The organism is Aestuariivirga sp. (assembly GCF_044239095.1).
Lineage (GTDB): Bacteria > Pseudomonadota > Alphaproteobacteria > Rhizobiales > Aestuariivirgaceae > Aestuariivirga.
Map to the genome: position 1 here is coordinate 1 of NZ_JBIICB010000009.1, position 18573 is coordinate 18573.

At 61.9% G+C, this 18573-nt stretch carries 30 protein-coding genes, 2 tRNA genes and 1 pseudogene; 2 read left to right on the forward strand and 31 right to left on the reverse strand.

Annotated elements, in window-relative coordinates:
• Positions 1-344 (forward strand): annotated as a pseudogene (locus tag ACILRA_RS01595) (type III PLP-dependent enzyme); the annotation flags it as partial.
• A gap of 266 nt (positions 345-610) precedes the next feature.
• On the opposite strand, the gene ACILRA_RS01600 reads toward ACILRA_RS01595, so the two are convergent.
• From ACILRA_RS01600 to ACILRA_RS01750, 31 genes are all read right to left on the reverse strand, one after another.
• Positions 611-1330, reverse strand: coding sequence for a LuxR C-terminal-related transcriptional regulator (locus ACILRA_RS01600; protein ID WP_395660342.1), 720 nt, complete (start codon positions 1328-1330; stop codon positions 611-613).
• A 131-nt stretch (positions 1331-1461) separates the two neighbouring features.
• Positions 1462-1887 (reverse strand): 50S ribosomal protein L17, encoded by a 426-nt coding sequence (rplQ, locus tag ACILRA_RS01605; RefSeq protein WP_395660343.1) that lies wholly within the window; start codon positions 1885-1887, stop codon positions 1462-1464.
• A gap of 52 nt (positions 1888-1939) precedes the next feature.
• On the reverse strand, positions 1940-2962 hold the full coding sequence (locus ACILRA_RS01610) for a DNA-directed RNA polymerase subunit alpha (protein ID WP_395660344.1): 1023 nt from the start codon (positions 2960-2962) through the stop codon (positions 1940-1942).
• A 107-nt stretch (positions 2963-3069) separates the two neighbouring features.
• On the reverse strand, positions 3070-3459 hold the full coding sequence (rpsK, locus tag ACILRA_RS01615; RefSeq protein WP_395660345.1) for a 30S ribosomal protein S11: 390 nt from the start codon (positions 3457-3459) through the stop codon (positions 3070-3072).
• Positions 3460-3472: 13 nt separating this feature from the next.
• Positions 3473-3841, reverse strand: a complete 369-nt coding sequence (gene rpsM, locus ACILRA_RS01620) for a 30S ribosomal protein S13 (protein ID WP_395660346.1) — start codon at positions 3839-3841, stop codon at positions 3473-3475.
• Between the two features lie 204 nt (positions 3842-4045).
• The gene (locus ACILRA_RS01625) at positions 4046-4696 is read right to left on the reverse strand and encodes an adenylate kinase (RefSeq protein ID WP_395660347.1); all 651 of its coding nucleotides are present in this window, start codon (positions 4694-4696) and stop codon (positions 4046-4048) included.
• Positions 4693-6024: a preprotein translocase subunit SecY gene (gene secY, locus ACILRA_RS01630; RefSeq protein ID WP_395660348.1), complete on the reverse strand. Its 1332-nt coding sequence runs from the start codon at positions 6022-6024 to the stop codon at positions 4693-4695. The genes ACILRA_RS01625 and secY overlap by 4 nt, the downstream gene beginning before the upstream one ends.
• 63 nt (positions 6025-6087) lie before the next feature.
• Positions 6088-6573, reverse strand: a complete 486-nt coding sequence (gene rplO / locus ACILRA_RS01635) for a 50S ribosomal protein L15 (protein WP_395660349.1) — start codon at positions 6571-6573, stop codon at positions 6088-6090.
• A 12-nt stretch (positions 6574-6585) separates the two neighbouring features.
• Positions 6586-6774, reverse strand: a complete 189-nt coding sequence (gene rpmD, locus ACILRA_RS01640) for a 50S ribosomal protein L30 (protein ID WP_395660350.1) — start codon at positions 6772-6774, stop codon at positions 6586-6588.
• A gap of 17 nt (positions 6775-6791) precedes the next feature.
• Positions 6792-7364 (reverse strand): 30S ribosomal protein S5, encoded by a 573-nt coding sequence (rpsE, locus tag ACILRA_RS01645; RefSeq protein WP_395660351.1) that lies wholly within the window; start codon positions 7362-7364, stop codon positions 6792-6794.
• Between the two features lie 29 nt (positions 7365-7393).
• Positions 7394-7750, reverse strand: coding sequence for a 50S ribosomal protein L18 (rplR, locus tag ACILRA_RS01650; protein ID WP_395660352.1), 357 nt, complete (start codon positions 7748-7750; stop codon positions 7394-7396).
• A gap of 12 nt (positions 7751-7762) precedes the next feature.
• A complete protein-coding gene (rplF, locus tag ACILRA_RS01655) occupies positions 7763-8296 on the reverse strand; it encodes a 50S ribosomal protein L6 (protein WP_395660353.1) in 534 nt (177 codons plus the stop codon).
• A gap of 10 nt (positions 8297-8306) precedes the next feature.
• A complete protein-coding gene (gene rpsH / locus ACILRA_RS01660; RefSeq protein ID WP_395660354.1) occupies positions 8307-8705 on the reverse strand; it encodes a 30S ribosomal protein S8 in 399 nt (132 codons plus the stop codon).
• Positions 8706-8730: 25 nt separating this feature from the next.
• Positions 8731-9036 (reverse strand): 30S ribosomal protein S14, encoded by a 306-nt coding sequence (gene rpsN, locus ACILRA_RS01665; RefSeq protein WP_395660355.1) that lies wholly within the window; start codon positions 9034-9036, stop codon positions 8731-8733.
• Positions 9037-9075: 39 nt separating this feature from the next.
• Positions 9076-9783, reverse strand: coding sequence for a 50S ribosomal protein L5 (rplE, locus tag ACILRA_RS01670; RefSeq protein ID WP_395660356.1), 708 nt, complete (start codon positions 9781-9783; stop codon positions 9076-9078).
• On the reverse strand, positions 9776-10099 hold the full coding sequence (rplX, locus tag ACILRA_RS01675) for a 50S ribosomal protein L24 (protein WP_395660357.1): 324 nt from the start codon (positions 10097-10099) through the stop codon (positions 9776-9778). Before rplX ends, rplE begins: the two co-directional genes overlap by 8 nt.
• Positions 10099-10467 carry a 50S ribosomal protein L14 gene (gene rplN, locus ACILRA_RS01680; protein ID WP_395660358.1) on the reverse strand — a complete coding sequence of 123 codons (369 nt, stop codon included), beginning with the start codon at positions 10465-10467 and terminating at the stop codon, positions 10099-10101. Before rplN ends, rplX begins: the two co-directional genes overlap by 1 nt.
• 44 nt (positions 10468-10511) lie before the next feature.
• The gene (rpsQ, locus tag ACILRA_RS01685) at positions 10512-10760 is read right to left on the reverse strand and encodes a 30S ribosomal protein S17 (protein ID WP_395660359.1); all 249 of its coding nucleotides are present in this window, start codon (positions 10758-10760) and stop codon (positions 10512-10514) included.
• A gap of 11 nt (positions 10761-10771) precedes the next feature.
• Positions 10772-10975: a 50S ribosomal protein L29 gene (rpmC, locus tag ACILRA_RS01690; protein ID WP_395660360.1), complete on the reverse strand. Its 204-nt coding sequence runs from the start codon at positions 10973-10975 to the stop codon at positions 10772-10774.
• Positions 10976-10980: 5 nt separating this feature from the next.
• Positions 10981-11394: a 50S ribosomal protein L16 gene (gene rplP, locus ACILRA_RS01695; protein ID WP_395660361.1), complete on the reverse strand. Its 414-nt coding sequence runs from the start codon at positions 11392-11394 to the stop codon at positions 10981-10983.
• A 19-nt stretch (positions 11395-11413) separates the two neighbouring features.
• Positions 11414-12127 (reverse strand): 30S ribosomal protein S3, encoded by a 714-nt coding sequence (gene rpsC / locus ACILRA_RS01700; protein ID WP_395660362.1) that lies wholly within the window; start codon positions 12125-12127, stop codon positions 11414-11416.
• Positions 12127-12519, reverse strand: a complete 393-nt coding sequence (gene rplV / locus ACILRA_RS01705) for a 50S ribosomal protein L22 (RefSeq protein ID WP_395660363.1) — start codon at positions 12517-12519, stop codon at positions 12127-12129. Before rplV ends, rpsC begins: the two co-directional genes overlap by 1 nt.
• Before the next feature lie 3 nt (positions 12520-12522).
• A complete protein-coding gene (rpsS, locus tag ACILRA_RS01710) occupies positions 12523-12807 on the reverse strand; it encodes a 30S ribosomal protein S19 (protein ID WP_395660364.1) in 285 nt (94 codons plus the stop codon).
• Between the two features lie 10 nt (positions 12808-12817).
• Complete coding sequence (rplB, locus tag ACILRA_RS01715) at positions 12818-13648, reverse strand: 50S ribosomal protein L2 (RefSeq protein ID WP_395660365.1); 831 nt, start codon at positions 13646-13648, stop codon at positions 12818-12820.
• Between the two features lie 16 nt (positions 13649-13664).
• Positions 13665-13958, reverse strand: a complete 294-nt coding sequence (locus tag ACILRA_RS01720) for a 50S ribosomal protein L23 (RefSeq protein ID WP_395660366.1) — start codon at positions 13956-13958, stop codon at positions 13665-13667.
• Positions 13955-14572, reverse strand: coding sequence for a 50S ribosomal protein L4 (gene rplD / locus ACILRA_RS01725; RefSeq protein ID WP_395660367.1), 618 nt, complete (start codon positions 14570-14572; stop codon positions 13955-13957). Before rplD ends, ACILRA_RS01720 begins: the two co-directional genes overlap by 4 nt.
• A 12-nt stretch (positions 14573-14584) precedes the next feature.
• A complete protein-coding gene (gene rplC / locus ACILRA_RS01730; RefSeq protein WP_395660368.1) occupies positions 14585-15289 on the reverse strand; it encodes a 50S ribosomal protein L3 in 705 nt (234 codons plus the stop codon).
• 26 nt (positions 15290-15315) lie between these two features.
• The gene (gene rpsJ / locus ACILRA_RS01735) at positions 15316-15624 is read right to left on the reverse strand and encodes a 30S ribosomal protein S10 (RefSeq protein WP_111198656.1); all 309 of its coding nucleotides are present in this window, start codon (positions 15622-15624) and stop codon (positions 15316-15318) included.
• Positions 15625-15638: 14 nt separating this feature from the next.
• Complete coding sequence (tuf, locus tag ACILRA_RS01740) at positions 15639-16829, reverse strand: elongation factor Tu (protein WP_395660369.1); 1191 nt, start codon at positions 16827-16829, stop codon at positions 15639-15641.
• Positions 16830-16879: 50 nt separating this feature from the next.
• Positions 16880-16953: transfer RNA gene (locus tag ACILRA_RS01745), tRNA-Gly, on the reverse strand.
• Between the two features lie 54 nt (positions 16954-17007).
• Positions 17008-17092, reverse strand: a tRNA-Tyr gene (locus ACILRA_RS01750).
• Between the two features lie 278 nt (positions 17093-17370).
• Here ACILRA_RS01750 and rnd point away from each other — a divergent pair.
• On the forward strand, positions 17371-18549 hold the full coding sequence (gene rnd / locus ACILRA_RS01755; protein WP_395660370.1) for a ribonuclease D: 1179 nt from the start codon (positions 17371-17373) through the stop codon (positions 18547-18549).
• The last annotated feature ends 24 nt before the right edge of the window (positions 18550-18573 follow it).

Here is an 18573-nt window from a genome sequence, read left to right on the forward strand (position 1 = left end):
CCCGCATCAAGCTCGTCTGCTCGGATGGCGATGACATCTTCCTCAACGACGGCGTCTACGGTGGCCTCATGGAATTCATGCAGGTGCCGGAATTGCAACCGCCCTATCGCGTGATCCGCGGCGGCAAGGTGCTGCCGGGTCCCACCAAGCCGTGGAAGGTGTTCGGCCCGACCTGCGACCCGCTGGACGTGCTGCCCGCAAAGCTCGACCTGCCGGTGGACCTCCAGGACGAGGACTACGTGGAGTTCGGAACACTTGGCGCCTACGGTATCGCCACCTCCACCATGTTCAATGGCTATGGCAATCATGCCGTGGTGCCGGTCGGCGAGGTCTACAACGGCTGACGCCGGCCGCTGCGATCGTTTCCGCCCGCATTTCATCGACGTTTCGGGACGTCTGTCACCTGACGGTCAACCAGGGTTGTAAAGCCCTGGTTGTTGTCCCGCGGCGTCAATGTGCAAGCGATCTCAATTGACCGCCCGCTGCTTCACCCCGCCTTCCCATCAGGTGGACTCACCTTATGGGAAGGAACTCGCGCCAGCCCAATCGTTTAAGCATGATCTAAATCACCCATGCTGTGCCCGCTTGCTGCGCGGCAGGCAGGCCCCCATCAGTGCAGCAATGCGTTCTTCACGGCGATGGCCACTGCCTGTGTCTTGGTCTTGGCGCGTAGCTTGTTCATGGCGTTGCTGGCATAGAGGTTGACTGCACTCTCGCTGACCCGGAGGAGCTGGGCGGTCTCCCACGCCGTCTTGCCTTCTGCCGCCCATTGCAGCACCTCGCGTTCGCGCGGGCTGAGGTCGAAGGCAGCCGTCGCGGCCTGCGCGGCGATGATATTCTTCATGCGCAGGTGGAAGTAATGGGCAAAGAGGTGCACGTCATTGGCAAGCGAGGAGCGCAGTTCGTTCCAGTGACGATCCTCGCAGTCGAAGTTGACGGAGAACATCGCATCTCCCACACCGGGCTCCCGGATAGGAATGGACACGCCATGACGGCCGATGCCAAAGCGTTCCGCCATCAGGTGAATGTTTTCAACCGAGAGATCCTCCTTGCGGATTTCGGCCCAGTCAAGCGGCAGCAGGCGCCGGAAGCAGAGTTGGAAAGCCCGGTCCCTCAGCGGCGTCACCTCGCGGAGGTAAACCTCCACATACCCCTCGTCATAGGTTGAAAACCAGCTCATCCGGTCCGGAACGTCGCTGGAGGCACCCAGAAACCAGTAGGACAAGTTCATCACGCCAAAGAGATCGCGCGCGGCACGCAGGCAGTCAGCCGTCTCTCCGGCATCGGCGAAAGGCCGCATCGCTGCGCTGAAGATGTCGAATCGGCTCATCATGCTGTCCGGAAGAATTCATCAATTCGACGCCATTTACCAGAGGTTGATTAAGTCAACCTGTTCAGCCCCGGAAACGGCAAAAGGCAGCGTTACCGCTGCCTTTCGATGAACTCTGCAACTCAAAAGGATCAGGCCGCGGCGTCCGCCGTCTCGTCAGCCACCTGCACGGGGCCTGAATCCTGGCCGCGGGCGGTGACGTCACGGTCGACGAATTCGATCACCGCCATCGGGGCCTGGTCGCCATAGCGGAAGCCGGCCTTCATGATGCGGAGGTAGCCGCCGTTGCGGCTCTCGTAGCGCTTGGCCAGCACGTCGAACAGCTTCTTCAGCTGCGTCTCGTCACGCAGCTGCGCCATCGCCGTGCGGCGGGCGTGCAGGCTGCCGATCTTGCCGAGGGTGATGAGCTTCTCAACGACCGGGCGAAGGTCCTTCGCCTTGGGCAGCGTCGTCACGATCTGCTCATGCTTGATCAATGCCGCAGCCATATTCGCGAACATCGCCGAGCGGTGCTCTGCCGTGCGGTTGAACCGGCGGCCCCTGAAACCATGACGCATAACCGTTCTCCTTCAATTCCGGCGCGGATCTTGGCGCGCGCCGTGCGGGTTCTCAATAATGTTGTTCGTACTTCTTGGCGAGCTCTTCGATGTTCTCGGGCGGCCAGTTCGGCACTTCCATGCCGAGATGGAGACCCATCTGGGCGAGAACTTCCTTGATCTCGTTGAGCGACTTGCGGCCGAAGTTCGGAGTACGGAGCATTTCGGCTTCCGTCTTCTGGATCAGGTCGCCGATATAGACGATATTGTCGTTCTTCAGGCAGTTGGCGGAGCGAACCGAAAGCTCCAGCTCGTCCACCTTCTTGAGCAGCGCCGCGTTGAACTCGAGTTCCGGGCGGCTCTCCTCGATGATGGCCTTGGACGGCTCCGAGAAGTTGATGAAGACCGAGAGTTGGTCCTGCAGGATGCGCGCGGCATAGGCAACCGAGTCTTCCGGGCTCACCGAACCGTCGGTTTCGACGTTCATAATGAGCTTGTCATAATCGAGGATCTGACCCTCGCGGGTGTTCTCGATCTTGAAGGACACGCGCTTCACCGGGCTGTAGATCGAGTCGACCGGGATCAGGCCGATCGGCGCATCCTCGGGGCGGTTGCGCTCAGCCGAGACATAGCCCTTGCCGGTGGCAACCGTGAACTCGATGCGGATTTCGGCACCCTCGTCCAGCGTGCAGATGACGTGTTCGGGGTTCAGTATCTGGATGTCGCCGGTGGTCTGGATGTCGCCGGCGCGGACGATGCCCGGGCCTTCCTTGCGCAGCATCAGACGCTTGGGGCCTTCGCCCTGCATGCCGATGGCGATTTCCTTGATGTTCAGGATCATGTCGGTGACGTCTTCGCGCACACCAGCGATCGAGGAGAATTCATGCAGCACGCCGTCGATGTGGACGGAGGTGACGGCAGCGCCCTGGAGCGAAGACAGCAGGATGCGGCGCAGCGCGTTGCCGAGCGTGGTTCCGAAGCCGCGCTCGAGCGGTTCAGCCACGAAGGTGGCGACCCGGCGGCGATCGCGGCCCGGCTGGACTTCGAGCTTCGACGGACGGATCAGTTCCTGCCAGTTCTTCTGGTTGACTTGCATCAGTTGTGCTTCCTGTCGAAAATCCGGCTCCCCTTCCGGGGAGCCATGTTTTCAATAAAATCTCGATGGGCCGCCCCGGAAATACAGGGGCGGCGGCGAAGCCGCGGTTAGACGCGGCGGCGCTTCGGCGGGCGGCAGCCGTTATGCGGGATCGGCGTCACGTCACGGATCGAGGTTACCTGCAGGCCGCAGGCCTGAAGTGCGCGGAGCGCCGACTCACGGCCAGCGCCGGGGCCAGACACTTCCACTTCAACGGTGCGCATGCCATGCTCCATGGCGGCGCGGCCCACCTGCTCTGCAGCGACCTGTGCCGCATAAGGCGTGGACTTGCGCGAGCCCTTGAAGCCCAGCTTGCCGGCCGAGGCCCAGACGATTGCGTTGCCCTGGACATCGGTGATGGTGATCATCGTGTTGTTGAACGACGAGTTGACGTGCACCACGCCGGAGGAAATGTTCTTGCGCTCTTTGCGGCGCGGACGTTGAGCTTCCTTAGCCATGTTCTTTCAGCCTTTACTTCTTCTTGCCGGCGATCGCCTTGGCAGGGCCCTTGCGGGTGCGGGCGTTGGTGTGGGTGCGCTGGCCGCGCACAGGCAGGCCCTTGCGGTGGCGGAGGCCCCGATAGCAGCCGAGGTCCACGAGGCGCTTGATGTTGATCGACACGTCACGGCGCAGGTCGCCCTCGACCATGTAATCACGGTCGATCACTTCGCGGATCGCCAGGATTTCAGCGTCGGAAAGCTCGTTCACGCGCTTGGTCGGCTCGATCTTCGTCTTGTCGCAGATCTCGACCGCGTTCACGGGACCGATTCCATAGATATAGCGCAGCGAAATCGCCACGGGCTTGTTGGTCGGAATGTTGACGCCTGCAATACGGGCCACGCCTTGTTCTCCTAATCAGTTCAGCGGCTTAGGCCACCGACTTCGTATAAGTTTGCCTTTTTTCGCCCGGCGCCTTCAAAGGCATAAGGCCGTACCTCAAGAAGAAATCCTCCCTGAAGCCAGCCTGTCACGGACCGATATTGGAGGCGCTTCTAGAGGGGAATCGCTTCCGCGTCAACCTCAAGAACACCGCAAACACCGGTCTCAAGCCTCTTTCAGCACGCCCTCGATCTGGCGGGTCACCTCAGCGATGTCCGCCATGCCGTCGATGGTTTTCAGCGTCCCGCGCCCGCCATAGTAATGGACCAGCGGAGCAGTCTGCCTGTTGTAAACGGAAAGCCGGTCACGAACCGTCTTCTCGTTGTCGTCGGCGCGGCGTGAGAACTCGGTTCCCCCGCACACATCGCATACACTTGCAACCTTCGGTTTCTCAAACCGGTCATGGTAACCCTTGCCGCACTTGGCGCAGGTATACCGCCCGGTGATGCGCTCAACGAGCGCCTCGTCGTCAACCTTCATTTCGATCACGGCATCGAGCTTCAAGCCCTTGCCGGCCAGCATCTGGTCGAGCGCAACAGCCTGGGCCTCGTTGCGCGGAAAACCGTCAAGAATGAAGCCATTCGTAACATCGGGCTGCTCCAACCGGTCAGAGATGATACCAACCACCACGGCATCGGGGACGAGTTCGCCCCTGTCCATGATTTCCTTGGCCTTGCGGCCCGTCTCGGTTCCCTGTGCCACTGCGGCGCGAAGCATGTCACCGGTCGAAAGTTGCTTCATGCCATGCTTGTCTTCGATGAGCTTGGCCTGCGTGCCCTTGCCGGCCCCCGGTGGGCCGAGAAGAATGATGTTCACCGCTTCGATCCCCTGAGCTTGGACTTCTTGATCAGGCCCTCATACTGCTGGGCCAGGAGATGTCCTTGCACCTGGGCGACCGTATCCATCGTCACGCTCACCACGATCAGAAGCGAGGTGCCGCCGAAGTAGAAGGGAACGCCCGTGTAGCCAATCAGGAATTCAGGCAGCAAGCACACCAGGGTCAGGTAGAGCGCACCGATGACCGTGATGCGGGTCAGCACATAGTCGATGTACTCCGCCGTCCGCTCACCCGGCCTGATCCCGGGAATGAATCCACCATACTTCTTGAGATTGTCCGCCGTCTCCTTCGGATTGAACATGATGGAGGTGTAGAAGAAGGCGAAGAAAATGATGAGCGCCGCATAAAGAACGAGGAACAGCGGCTGGCCATGGCCGAGCAGCGCCGTCAGTGTATTGAGCCAATCCGGACCCTGCCCCTGGCTGAAATTGGCAACCGTGATCGGCAGCAGAAGCAGCGAGGAGGCGAAGATCGGCGGAATGACGCCCGCCGTGTTGAGCTTCAGCGGCATGTGAGAGCTGTCGCCCTGGAACATCTTGTTGCCCACCTGCCGCTTCGGATACTGGATCAGCAGCCGGCGCTGGGCCCGCTCAATCAGCACGATGAAGGCAATGACGGCAACCGCCATGATGATGATGCCGAGGATCACGAAGGTCGACACCTGGCCGGTGCGGCCAAGTTCGAGAAGCCCCGCAATGCCGGATGGCAAGCCCGCAACAATGCCGGCGAAGATAATGAGCGAGATACCATTGCCTATGCCGCGTGACGTGATCTGTTCACCAAGCCACATCAGGAACACCGTGCCGCCCGTCAGCGTGATGACGGTCGAAATGCGGAAGAACATGCCAGGATCCGCAACGAGCCCAGCCTGGCCCTCAAGACCCACGGCAATGCCATAAGACTGCAGCACCGCAAGGAACACGGTTCCATAGCGCGTATACTGGTTGATCTTCTTGCGGCCCTGCTCGCCTTCCTTCTTCAGCTGCTCGAGATGCGGCGAGACGGACGTCATCAGCTGGATGATGATCGAGGCCGAAATATAGGGCATGATGTTGAGGGCGAAGATCGCCATGCGGCCAAGCGCGCCACCCGCAAGGTTGTTCACCCAGCCCAGGATGCCACTTGAGTTTTGGGCCGCGAACTTTGCGAGTTCAGCAGCGTCGATGCCGGGAATGGGGATATAGCTACCGAGGCGGTAGACGATGAGGGCGCCGAGCGTGAACCAGATGCGCTTTTTCAGGTCTTCGGACTTGGCGAGCGCGCCGAAGTTCAGGTTAGCAGCAAGTTGTTCCGCGGCTGATGCCATTCTCTCGTCCTCGGCTGGAAGCAGGAACCCCTCATGTGGGGCCCCTGCCCGGTGCCTGCAAGCTTACTTGGGTTCGGCAGGCGTTTCGGCCGGCTTCAGCATCTTGACGGAGCCGCCCGCCTTCTCGACGGCAGCGACTGCGCCAGCCGTTGCGTGATAGACTTCGAAATTGAGCCTCGACTTGATTTCACCCTTGCCCAGCAGGCGCACCCCACCCAGCGGCGAGGAGATGACGCCAGCCGCGACCAGCGCAGCAGCCGTCACCGGTGCCGAGGCGTCGAGCTTCTTCGCATCGACGGCCGCCTGGACGCGGGACAGGTTCACCTCGGTATAGTCGACCTTGTTCGGCTTGTTGAAGCCGCGCTTGGGCAGACGGCGATAGATCGGCATCTGGCCGCCTTCGAAGCCAGCCTTGGCGCCGCCCTTGCGGGCCGTCTGGCCCTTGCCGCCGCGGCCCGCGGTCTTGCCGAGGCCGGAACCGATGCCGCGGCCCACGCGCTTCTTGGTGTGGCGCGAACCGGGATTGTCGGCAATCTCATTGAGCTTCATGGGAGGTAATCCTTATTCCACGACGCGCACGAGGTGCGCGACCTTGGCGATCATGCCGCGAACCGCCGGGGTATCCTGGAGGGTCGAGGTCTTGTTCATCTTGTTCAGGCCGAGGCCGATCAGCGTTGCGCGCTGGTCGCCGGGACGGCGCTGCGGGCTCGCAACCTGCTTGATCGTAACCGTCTTTTCAGCTTTCGCCATGATCAGGTTCCTTTGTCTTACTCGGCCACGGCCGCATCACCGCCGCGGCGGCGCATGACGTCGGAGACCTTCTTGCCGCGGCGCGAGGCGACGGCACGCGGGCTCGTCTGCTTCTTCAGCGCGTCGAAGGTGGCACGGACCATGTTGTAGGGGTTGGAGGAGCCCTTGGACTTCGCAACCACGTCCTGCATGCCAACCGACTCGAAAACGGCACGCATCGGGCCGCCGGCGATGATGCCGGTTCCGGGAGGAGCGGTGCGCAGCGTCACCTTGCCTGCCCCCCAGCGTCCGTCGATGTCATGGTGCAGCGTGCGTCCTTCGCGCAGCGGCACGCGGATCAGCGTGCGCTTGGCGGACTCTGTCGCCTTGCGCACAGCTTCCGGCACTTCGCGCGCCTTTCCGTGGCCGAAACCGACGCGGCCCTTCTGGTCGCCGACGACGACGAGCGCAGCAAAGCCGAAGCGCTTGCCGCCCTTCACCACCTTGGCGACGCGGTTGATGTGGACGAGCTTGTCGATGAACTCGCTGTCCCGCTCTTCACGGTTGTCACGGTCCTTGCGGTCACCGCGCTCCGAACGTTCCTTAGCCATATTGCTTTCCGCCTATCTTTCGCCGGAGATTAGAAGTTCAGGCCGCCCTCGCGGGCAGCGTCTGCGAGCGCCTTGACGCGCCCGTGATAAAGGTAGCCGCCGCGGTCGAAGACGACGTCCTTGACGCCAGCCTTGATCGCGCGCTCGGCGATGAGCTTGCCGATCGCGGCTGCGGCGTCCTTGTCGGCGCCCGTCTTCAGCGTGCCCTTCACATCCTTCTCGAGGGAGGACGCGGCGGCGACCGTGACGCCCTTGGAGTCGTCGATGATCTGGGCATAGATGTTCTTGGACGAGCGGAACACCGACAGCCGGGGACGCAGAGCGCCGCGTGCCGCGAGCGCCTTGCGCACACGTGCCTTGCGGAGCGATTGGGATTTCGTTGCCATGGCCATCACCTGTTACTTCTTCTTGCCTTCCTTGCGGAAGATGTACTCGCCAGCGTACTTCACGCCCTTGCCCTTGTAAGGTTCGGGGCCGCGGAAATCGCGGATCTCGGCCGCAACCTGGCCGACGCGCTGCTTGTCGATGCCGGTAATCACGATCTCGGTCGGCTTCGGCGTCTTGATTTCGATGCCGTCCGGAACCGGATAGTTGATGTCGTGGCTGTAGCCGAGCGCCAGGTTCAGGGTCTTGCCCTGGGCCGCCGCGCGGTAGCCGACGCCGGTGATTTCGAGGGTCTTGGTATAACCCTCGGTGACACCCTTGATCATGTTTGCGATCATGGTGCGGGACATGCCCCAGGCAGAGCGCGCAAGCTTGCTCTTGTCCTTGGGGTCGACCTTCACCGCACCCGCGTCCATCTTCGCGATCACCTGGTCGGTGAGCATGAAGTTGAGTTCGCCCTTGGGGCCCTTGACCGCGACATTGCTTCCAGCAAGGTTGACGGTCACGCCGGCCGGTACGGGAACTGCTTTCTTTCCGATACGAGACATGTGAGCGTCCTCAGAACACGGTGCAGAGTACTTCGCCGCCCACATTCTGGGCGCGCGCGTCGGCATCCGACATCACGCCCTTGGGCGTCGAGAGGATCGAGATGCCGAGACCGTTGTAAACGGTCGGCAACGTCGACACGGAAACATAAACACGCCGGCCAGGCTTCGACACGCGATGCAGTTCGCGGATCACCGGGGCGCCGTCGAAGTATTTCAGTTCGACTTCGATCTCAGCCTTGTTATTGCCGCTCTGGACCACGGCGAACCCACGGATGAAGCCCTCGCCCTGCAGAACGCTCAGCACGTTCTCGCGCAGCCTGGAATGGGGAGTCGAAACCTTCGACTTTCCCCTCTCCTGCGCGTTGCGGATACGAGTCAGCATATCGCCGATCGGATCATTCACACTCATTCTTCTCTCCTGAAGTCCGTATCTGTTACCAGCTTGACTTGACCATGCCGGGGATCAGACCCAGGCTGGACATCTCGCGAAGCGCCAGACGCGACATCTTAAGTTTGCGATAATAGGCACGCGGACGGCCCGTCACCTCGCAACGGTTACGGATCCTGTTCTTGGCAGAGTTGCGCGGCAACTCGGCAAGCTTCAGCTGGGCGGCAAAGCGCTCCTCGATGTTGAGCTCCTTGTTCTGGATGATCGCCTTCAGCTTCGCACGCTTGTTCGCATACTGCTTCACCAGTTTGCGGCGGCGGTTGTTCTTCTCTACCGAGCTTGTCTTAGCCATATGGGCTTTACCTCAGCCTTGTTCTGTTTCGTTGTCCGCTCAGGCCGCCTTGCGGGCGGGCTTGCGGAACGGGAAGTTAAAGGCGTCGATCAGCGCACGGGCCTCGGCGTCATTCGTCGCCGTCGTGCAGATGATGACGTCCATGCCCCAGACGCGATCGATACGGTCGTAATCGATCTCCGGGAAAATGATGTGTTCCTTGATGCCGAAGGCATAGTTGCCGTTGCCATCAAAGCTGCGGTCGGTGAGGCCGCGGAAGTCGCGCACGCGGGGAAGCGCGATATTGATGAGCCTGTCGAGGAACTCATACATGCGCACCTTGCGGAGCGTGACCTTGGCGCCCACGGCCTGGCCTTCGCGGATCTTGAACTGCGCGATGGCGTTGCGGGCCTTGGTAACCACAACCTTCTGACCGGCGATCTTTTCGAGTTCGCCAACAGCGACCTGAACCAGCTTGGAATCCTGGGTTGACTCGCCGATGCCCATGTTCAGAACGATCTTGGTGATCTTCGGAACCTGCATGGCGTTCGAATAGTTGAACTCCTTCTGCAGCTGCGGACGCACCACTTCGTCGTAATGCTTGCGCAGGCGCGGCACGTAGCCGGCAGGCGCATTCTCAGAACCCGGAGCAGCCTTGGCGACGGCTTCGGACTTATCAGCCTTCTTCGCCTTGGTCTTGCCTTCGGCAGACTTGGCTTCAGCAGCGGGCTTCTTCGCCGCGGACTTCTTAGCCTCTTCCTTAGCCATCGATCACTTCTCCCGAACGCTTGGCGACGCGCACCTTCTTGCCGTCACCCAGGGTCTTGTAGCCAACGCGGGTCGGCTTGCCGTCCTTCGGATCGCGCAGAGCCAGGTTCGAAACATGGATCGGCAGTTCCTTGGAGACGATGCCGCCTTCCTGGGCCGCAGTCTGCTTCTGATGGCGCTTGGCCACATTGATTCCGCGAACAACCGCGCGGTTCTCGGTCGGGATGGTGCGAATGACTTCGCCCTGCTTTCCCTTATCCTTACCGGTAATGACGACGACCTTGTCGCCCTTCCGGATCTTGAGCTTCGCCGACATCAAAGCACCTCCGGTGCAAGCGAAATGATCTTCATCTGGTTCTTGGCACGCAGCTCGCGCGGGACGGGCCCGAAGATGCGGGTCCCGACCGGCTCGCCCTGCGCATTGATAAGCACAGCGGCATTGTGGTCGAAGCGGATCACGGAGCCATCCGGACGGCGGATGTCCTTTGCGGTCCGCACCACGATGGCCTTCATCACCGAGCCCTTCTTGACGCGCCCACGCGGGATCGCTTCCTTGACAGACACGACGATGATGTCGCCGACGGAGGCATACCTGCGCTTGGAGCCGCCCAGCACCTTGATGCACTGGACCCGGCGCGCGCCGGAGTTGTCCGCGACATCGAGATTGGTTTCTTGCTGGATCATCTGATCACCCGTTCACTCTGGAGCTCGAGAGCTCCCTGTTCTCTTTAAGCCTGGCCCGCCGCGACCTTCTCGACGAGGGCCCAGCGCTTCTGCTTGGAAAGCGGACGCGTCTCCTCGATGCGGACGATGTCGCCGGACTTGGCTTCGTTCTTTTCGTCGTGCGCGTGATACTTCTTCGACAGACGCACGGTCTTCTTAAGCACCGGGTGACGCAGGCGGCGCTCGACGAGCACCACGATGGTCTTGTCGTTCTTGTCGCTCACCACGACGCCCTGCAGGATGCGCTTCGGCATTGTCTTCTCTCCTACTTCGCGGCGGCCTGCTGCGACTGCACCGTCTTGAGACGGGCGATGTCGCGGCGGATCTGGCGGATGCGCGCTGTGTTCTCGACCTGGCCCGTCGCCCTCTGGAAGCGCAGGTTGAACTGCTCCTTCTTGAGCTTCAGGATTTCGTCCTTGACCTGGTCCTTGGTCATGACGCGGATATCATTGGCCTTCATCTCGCTCACCCTCCTTATTCGCCAAGCCGCGCAACAAAGCGCGTCTTGATCGGGAGCTTGGCAGCCGCGAGGCTCAGAGACTCTTCAGCCACATTGCGCGGAACACCGTCGATCTCGAAGAGAACACGGCCGGGCTTCACGCGGGCAGCCCAGTATTCGGTCGAACCCTTGCCGGAGCCCATGCGGACTTCAGCAGGCTTCTTGGAGACCGGAACGTCCGGAAACACGCGGATCCAGATGCGGCCGGCACGCTTCATGCCACGCGCAAGAGCGCGGCGGGCGGCCTCGATCTGCCGGGCCGTCAAACGCTCAGGCTCGAGAGCCTTGAGGCCGAATGCGCCGAAATCCAGCGTGTTGCAGCTGGTCGACTTCCCGTGGATACGGCCCTTGAAGGCCTTACGGAACTTTGTACGCTTTGGTTGCAACATTTTCGCTAACCCTCAATCCTCAAGCCGCGTCGCGGTCGCGGCGGCCGCGGGACTGGCCCGCATCGGCCGGCTCGTTCATCCGCTTGTCCTGCGCCATCGGATCATGCTCAAGGATTTCGCCCTTGAAGATCCAGACCTTGACACCGTTGGTGCCGTAGGTCGTGAAAGCAGTGGACGTGCCGTAGTCAACATCGGCGCGCAGCGTGTGCAGCGGAACGCGGCCCTCACGGTACCACTCGGTGCGGGCGATCTCTGCACCGCCAAGCCGGCCAGCACAGGTGATCTTGATACCCTCAGCACCCATGCGCTGGGCAGACTGCACCGCACGCTTCATGGCACGGCGGAAGGCCACGCGGCGCTCCAGCTGCTGGGCGATGTTCTCGGCCACCAGATTGGCGTCGACTTCGGGCTTGCGCACCTCAACGATGTTGAGGTGGACTTCCGAGCCGGTCATGTCCTGCACCTTGCGGCGGAGCTTCTCGATGTCAGCGCCCTTCTTGCCGATCACGACGCCAGGACGGGCGGAGTAGATCGTCACGCGGCACTTCTTGTGAGGGCGCTCGATGAGCACCTTGGAGACGCCAGCCTGCTTCAGTTCCTTCTTGAGGTAGTCGCGGATCGCGATGTCCTCATGGAGAAGCTTGCCATACTCGCGGGAACCGGCGAACCATCGGGAGTCCCACGTGCGGTTGATCCCGAGGCGAAGGCCGATCGGATTGACTTTCTGACCCATCAGGCGGCCTCCTTGCTCTCTTCACGCACTTCGCGGACGATGATCGTCAATTCGCTGAAGAACTTCTCGATCCGGCCAACGCGGCCACGCGCGTTTGGCATCCAGCGCTTCATGACCAGGTTCTTGCCAACCCATGCCTGAGCGACCACCAGATTGTTGATGTCGAGGTCATGGTTGTTCTCGGCATTGGCAATCGCGGACTCGAGCGTCTTCTTGACGTCCTTGGCGATGCGGCGGCGCGAGAAGGTGAGATAGGCGAGCGCCTTTTCAACCTTCATGCCGCGGATCTCCGAGGCCACGTCATTGAGCTTCCGCGGAGAGATGCGGATCGACCGTGTGACGGCCTTCGCCTCATTCTCGGGCAGCGCGCGCGGGCGTGCTTTCTTGCTCATGGCTTACTTGCCTCCGGCTTTCTTGTCGCCGGCGGAATGGCCATGGAAGGTACGCGTCGGCGCGAACTCGCCGAGCTTGTGACCAACCATTTCCTCCGACACGAGGACAGGAATGAACTTGTTGCCGTTGTGAACCTGGAACGTCAGGCCCACGAACTGCGGCAGGATGGTGGAACGGCGGGACCAGGTCTTGATGGCCTGGGCGCGTCCACTGGTGCCGCGAGCGGCGTCCACCTTCTTGAGGAGGTACCCGTCCACGAACGGGCCTTTCCATACGGAGCGTGTCACGGTCTACCTCTTACTGCGACTTCTTGCGGTCATGGCGAGACCGCACGATGAACTTCTGGGTACGCTTGTTCGAGCGGGTCTTGGTGCCCTTCGTCGGCTTGCCCCAGGGCGTAGCCCAGTGCTTACCGCCGTTGGTACGGCCGCCGTTCGGATGGTCAACCGGGTTCCGGGCGATACCGCGCGAGATCGGGCGTTGGCCCTTCCAGCGGTTTCGACCAGCCTTGCCCACCACTTCGTTCATGTGGTCCGGGTTGGAGACAGCACCCACACTGGCCATGCAGGTCGCATCGACCATGCGGGTTTCGCCCGACTTCAGCTTCAGCAGCACGTAGCCCTGATCGCGGCCAGCGACCATGGCGTAGGTGCCGGCCGAACGGGCGAGCGTGCCACCCTTGCCGGGCTTCGTCTCGATGTTGTGGACAATCGTGCCGACAGGAATGGCGCCCAGCGGCATCGCATTGCCGGGCTTCACGTCGACTGACTTGCCGGCGATCACCGAGTCACCAACGCCCAGGCGCTGCGGCGCGAGGATATAGGCGAGCTCGCCGTCAGCATACTTGATAAGCGCGATGAAGGCGGTCCGGTTCGGATCGTACTCCAGCCGCTCCACAACCGCTGCAACGTCATGCTTGGTGCGGCGGAAGTCGACCATGCGGTAGGACTTCTTGTGTCCGCCGCCCTGGCCGCGCGTCGTGATGCGCCCGCCATTGCCACGGCCGCCGTTCTTGCTCAGACCCTCGACGAGGGACTTTACAGGCTTGCCCTTCCACAGCTGGCTGCGGTCCACCTGAACAAGGTGGCGGCGGCCTGCGCTGGTCGGATTGAATGTCTTGAGTGCCATTGTCCTATCTCACCACTCAGAGGCCGGTCGTCACGTCGAGGCGCTGGCCCTCTTCGAGGGTCACATAGGCCTTCTTGACGTCACTCAACCTGGCCAGCTGGCCCTTGAACCGGCGCTGCTTGCCCTTGCGGACCAGCGTATTGACCGCCTTCACCTTCACACCGAAGAGGCCTTCAACGGCCTTCTTGATGTCGGGCTTCGTGGCGGACTTCGCCACGTTGAAGACGACCGTGTTGCTCTCAGAAACCAGCGTCGCCTTTTCGGTGATCGCCGGGCTCTTGATGATGTCGTACCAGTGTTCCTTGCTCACTTGAACCGCGCCTCCAGCGCTTCGACGGCCGCCTTGGTCAGAACCAGCTTCTTGCGGCGCAGGATGTCGTAGACGTTGATGCCCTGGATCGGCAGCACATCGATATTCGGAATGCTGCGCGCCGCCTTTGCGAAGCTCTCGTTGACGTTCGAGCCGTCAATGATCAGCGCGTTGGCGAGGCCAAGCTTTTCGAAGGCATTGACCAGCGTCTTGGTCTTGCCGTCCGATGCAGCCTGGTCAAGGATGACCAGCGACTGGTCCTTCACCTTCGCCGAAAGGGCGTGGCGCAGACCGAGCGCGCGGATCTTCTTGTTGAGCGAAGTCTCGTGGCTGCGGAAGCGGGGACCGAAGGCCTTGCCGCCACCGACGAAAATGCCGGACTTGCGCGAACCGTGGCGTGCACCGCCCGAACCCTTCTGGGGACCGAGCTTCTTGGTGGTGCGGGAGATCTCTCCGCGCGACTTCGCCTGGTGCGTACCCTGCTGGCGCTTGTTCAGCTGCCACTGGATGACGCGGTGGATGAGGTCGGCGCGCGGCTCGAGTCCGAAGATGTGGTCGGCGAGCTCGATGCTCCCCGCCGTCTTCGCCTCAATGGTGTGAATGTCGGCTTTCATGTCCGTCAATCCTTACTCTGCTGCCGGAGCCGCGGCGGCTTCGGGAAGCTTGAACGCGCCCGGCTTGGGCGCCGTGTCGGGAAGCTTGCGCTTCACGGCATCGCGAACCGAAACCCACGCACCCTTGACGCCCGGAACCGAGCCCTTGACCATGATCAGGCCACGGCCGAGGTCCGTCTTTACCACGACGATGTTCTGCGTCGTCACCGTTTCGGCACCGAGGTGGCCAGGCATCTTCTTGTTCTTGAAGACCTTGCCAGGATCCTGGCGGTTACCGGTCGAACCGATCGAACGATGGCTCACCGACACGCCGTGTGTTGCACGCAGGCCAGCGAAGTTCCAGCGCTTCATGCCGCCGGCAAAGCCCTTGCCCATCGAGGTCGCAGTGACATCAACGAACTGGCCGGGCACGAAATGCTCGACGGTGATTTCGGCGCCAACCGGGATCACGTTGTCCGGAGACACACGGAATTCCTTGAGCTTCCGCTTCGGCTCGACCTTGGCCACGGCAAAGTGGCCACGCTCGGCCTTGGTCAGCCGCTTGATCTTCGGGATGCCAGCACCAAGCTGCAGCGCGGTATAACCATCCCTGTCGCTCGTCTTCTGAGCGACGACCTGACAGTTATCGACCTTCAACACGGTGACGGGAACAACGACCCCCTCCTCCGTGTAGATGCGGGTCATGCCCAGCTTCTGTGCGATGAGACCAGAACGCATCGCTTCACTCCTTCAAAGCTCTGAACTCAGAGCTTGATTTCAACATCGACACCAGCGGCCAGATCGAGCTTCATCAAAGCATCGACGGTCTGCGGGGTCGGATCTACGATATCAAGCAGGCGGCGGTGGGTCCGCATTTCGAACTGCTCACGGCTCTTCTTGTCGACGTGGGGCGAGCGGTTCACGGTGAAGCGCTCGATCCGGGTCGGAAGGGGCACCGGGCCCCTCACCTGCGCGCCCGTCCTCTTGGCCGTGTTGACGATCTCGCGCGTCGACGTATCGAGGATGCGATGATCGAAGGCCTTGAGGCGGATGCGGATGTTCTGACGTTGCATGTCTGTGTCCGCCCTTAATCAGTAATCTTGGCGACGACGCCGGCGCCGACGGTGCGGCCGCCTTCACGGATGGCGAAGCGCAGCTTCTCTTCCATGGCGATCGGCGTGATCAGCTCAACGTCAAACGAAATGTTATCGCCGGGCATCACCATTTCCGTGCCTTCCGGCAGCGTCACCACGCCCGTCACGTCAGTCGTGCGGAAGTAGAACTGCGGACGGTAGTTGGCAAAGAACGGCGTGTGACGGCCACCCTCTTCCTTGGTCAGGATGTAGGCCTCGGCCTTGAATTTCTTGTGCGGCTTCACCGTGCCGGGCTTGCACAGCACCTGGCCGCGCTCAACGCCTTCACGATCGACACCGCGCAGCAGCGCACCGACGTTGTCGCCAGCCTCGCCCGTGTCGAGCAGCTTGCGGAACATCTCGATGCCCGTGACGGTCGTCTTCTGCGTGTCGCGGATGCCGACGATCTCGACTTCCTCGCCAACCTTCACGATGCCGCGCTCGACGCGGCCGGTCACAACCGTGCCACGGCCAGAGATCGAGAACACGTCTTCGATCGGCATCAGGAACGGCATGTCCTTCGGACGCTCCGGCTGCGGAATGTAGCTGTCAACCGCTTCCATCAGCTTGAGAACGGCTTCACGGCCGATCTCAGGCGACTTGCCCTCGAGCGCACAGAGCGCCGAGCCGCGGATGATCGGAATGTCATCGCCCGGGAACTGGTAGGACGAGAGCAGCTCGCGCACTTCCATCTCGACCAGGTCGAGCAGTTCCGGATCGTCGACCATGTCGACCTTGTTCATGAACACCACGAGTGCGGGAACGCCGACCTGGCGGGCGAGCAGGATGTGCTCACGCGTCTGCGGCATCGGGCCGTCAGCGGCCGACACAACCAGGATCGCGCCGTCCATCTGCGCAGCACCCGTGATCATGTTCTTCACATAGTCAGCGTGGCCAGGGCAATCGACGTGGGCATAGTGACGGGCCTTCGTCTGATATTCGACGTGGGCCGTGTTGATCGTGATGCCGCGGGCGCGCTCTTCGGGCGCCTTGTCGATCTGGTCATAAGCCGTGAACGTCGCACCGCCCGTCTCGGCCAGAACCTTGGTGATCGCTGCCGTCAACGACGTCTTGCCGTGGTCAACGTGACCAATCGTGCCAATGTTGCAGTGCGGCTTGTCGCGGTTGAATTTCTCTTTGGCCATCGTCGCTCTACCCTGTTGGCCGCCTTCAGCGGCATTCACGATTCAAACTTTGGAGCGGGTGAAGGGAATCGAACCCTCGTATTCAGCTTGGAAGGCTGCTGCTCTACCATTGAGCTACACCCGCCCGGAAAACCGGTGTCCGAACTCCCCACCCCATCTTGGCGCCGGCCCCAAGCAGTGGTGGGGGAGGTAGGACTCGAACCTACGAAGGCGAAGCCAGCGGATTTACAGTCCGCCCCCTTTGCCGCTCGGGACACTCCCCCGTATTACCCTCGGAAAGGGCAAACCGCTTGCTTTTGGCCAAACGCCAATCAGCCCGGGGGTCACCCGGGCCGTTTGGTGGCGGTTTTATGCAAGGCTTGCCTGCCCAAGTCAAGGGAATGATTGCAGGTGGACGGCAATGCCACCGGCATCGTGGCGATTGCGCAAGCAAAACCTTTAGGATGTGTCTTAACCAATTGAAACAACTTCCAAATGAACATTTGAGAAGAATTATCCACAAGCCATTGACGTCACCCGGCGATCGCGCTTCCCTGCGGTCATGGATCTGATCACCACCACCGAATCGCTGGACCGCCTCTGCACTGCCCTCTCAGATGAGGCCTTCATCACCGTCGACACCGAATTCATGCGGGAATCGACCTACTGGCCAGACCTCTGCCTGATACAGGTGGCAGGCGGCACGACGCATGGCCTGATCGACCCCCTCGCCCCGGGCATCGACCTCAAGCCCTTCTTCGCCCTGATGAACGATGCCTCGGTGCTGAAGGTGTTCCATGCCGCGCGCCAGGACATCGAGATCATGGTGCATCTGGCCGGCATCGTGCCGCATCCGGTGTTCGATACGCAGATTGCCGCGATGGTCTGCGGCTTCGGCGACCAGGTGGGCTATGAGGCGATCGTGCGCCGCCTTGCCAAGGCGCAGATCGACAAGTCCTCGCGCTTCACCGATTGGTCGCGCCGGCCGCTGAGCGAGAAGCAGCTGGCCTATGCCCTGGCGGATGTCACGCATCTTCGCGTCGTTTACGAAAGCCTGAAGCAGGAACTCGACAAGACAGGACGCGAGCACTGGCTGCGCGAGGAGATGGACATCCTCACCAATCCCGCCACCTACCGCACCGAGCCAGAGGACGCATGGAAGCGCATCAAGGTCAGGCTGCGCTCGAAGAAGCAGCTGGGCGTGCTGATGGAAATTGCCGCCTGGCGTGAGCGCGAGGCGCGTGAGAAGAACGTTCCACGCTCGCGCGTACTGAAGGACGACGCCATCGCCGAGATCGCCGTGCAATCGCCCCAGACGCGGGAGGCGCTGAACCAGCTGCGCGCCCTGCCCAAGGGCATGGCCTCCTCGCGCATCGGGGACGCGGTGCTGAAGGCGGTGGCCGCAGGCCTCGCGATCGACACCAAGTCACTTCCCCAGCCCGACGACGGCCGCGACGACATGAGCGAGGCCGCCCAGGCCGCGGCCGAGGTGCTGAAGCTCGCCCTCAAGGTGATCTGCGAGCAGGAGGGCATTGCACCGAAGCTCGTTGCCTCGAGTTCCGACATCGATGCCGTGGCCGAGAGCGACACGGCGGACGTGCCGCTGCTTCACGGCTGGCGGCGCGAATTGTTCGGCGACCAGGCACTCGCCATCAAGCAGGGCGAGGCGGTGATCGGCTTCGACCGCGGCCGTGTGCGCGTGCTGCCCGCCGTGCGCGAGATCAAGGCGGCGGCGGAATAGCCGCCCGGGCATGATCTTGCGCGC